Consider the following 1,187-nt stretch of genomic DNA (forward strand, 5'->3'; position numbering starts at 1 on the left):
CATTAAAGATGCTTCGGTAATAGGGTGTGTCGTTGCGCATGATTCACACCGCGCTACTTGATCATTGACGAATGGCAAGGAAGAAGACCGATTCCGCCGAGGAACCCAACAGCCGGAAAGCCAAGCAGCGCGGCAGTCGCCGCGATTTCGACGCACTGCGTGACCGGCGAATGCGCGCCGCAGAGATGTTCGCCGCAGGACGACGACAGATCGATGTCGCGGTCGAACTGGAGGTGACCCAGCAGACCGCCTCACGCTGGTATCGACAATGGGCCGACGGGGGAAGCGAGGCACTCGAAGGCCCCAGGCGCGCCGGACGCCGGCCCCGCCTCGACGACACCCAGATCGAGACGGTCCGAGAAGAACTGCTCAAAGGACCCCAAGCGCACGGCTTCGCCACCGGGGTGTGGACCCTGGGACGGGTCGCGATCGTCATCGAGCGGCTCACCGGCGTGACCTACGGACCCACCCAGACCTGGACGATCCTGCGGACCCGGCTCGGCTGGAGCCGGCAGCGGCCCGCACGGCGCGCGGTCGAACGCGACGAGGACGCCGTCGTCGCCTGGCGCGAGAACGAGTGGCCCCGGATAAAAAAATAGCGCGGCGCCGAGGTGCATGGATCTGCTTCCAGGACGAAAGCGGCGTCTCGCTGCTCCCGGTGGTCCGCGCAACCTGGGCGCCGAAAGGCGTGACACCCGTTCTGCATCACCGCTTCTCCTGGAAACGCCTGTCGATGGCCGGAGTCCTGGCCTACCGGCCCGACCGCAGTCGCAGTGCGTTCGTGTTCTCCATGACCGACGGTGCCTACAACACCGACAAACTCATCGAGTTCCTCACCGAACTGCGTGGCCACTTCGCCGGCGAGAAGCTCATCGTGCTCTGGGACGGACTGATGGCCCACCGGTCCCGGGCGATGACCGCGTGGCTGGCGACCCAGCGCGACTGGCTCCACGTCGAACGTCTCCCAGCGTATGCGCCCGAGCTCAATCCCATCGAACAAGTCTGGGGCAACATGAAATCCACCGAACTGGCCAACCTGTGCCCCGATACTCTCGACGAGGTTCGTGTGGCGACCGAGGCAGGGCTGACCCGGATCGGGTCGAGCTACGACCTGTGTCACGGCTTCCTCGACCACACCGGACTTTCCTTGTGAGCAGTACTCACCCAATTAACGAAAGGTCTTTAGG

General features: G+C 64.4%; 2 protein-coding genes. Both read left to right on the forward strand.

Annotated features, from left to right (window positions below; all coding sequences use genetic code 11):
• Window positions 1-71 precede the first annotated feature (71 nt).
• Window positions 72-599, forward strand: a complete 528-nt coding sequence (locus tag HCA61_RS25835) for a winged helix-turn-helix domain-containing protein (RefSeq protein WP_206040612.1) — start codon at window positions 72-74, stop codon at window positions 597-599.
• Complete coding sequence (locus tag HCA61_RS25840) at window positions 578-1,153, forward strand: IS630 family transposase (protein WP_346777653.1); 576 nt, start codon at window positions 578-580, stop codon at window positions 1,151-1,153. The genes HCA61_RS25835 and HCA61_RS25840 overlap by 22 nt, the downstream gene beginning before the upstream one ends.
• Window positions 1,154-1,187 lie beyond the last annotated feature (34 nt).

Origin of the sequence: Rhodococcus sp. HNM0563, from assembly GCF_012726195.1 — a bacterium.
In the GTDB taxonomy this organism is placed as follows: domain Bacteria; phylum Actinomycetota; class Actinomycetes; order Mycobacteriales; family Mycobacteriaceae; genus Rhodococcus.

What these genes read in the sequence shown, in the direction of transcription:
- HCA61_RS25835 (WP_206040612.1), top strand. Translation starts at nt 72, where the DNA reads ATGGCAAGGAAGAAGACCGATTCCGCCGAGGAACCCAACAGCCGGAAA.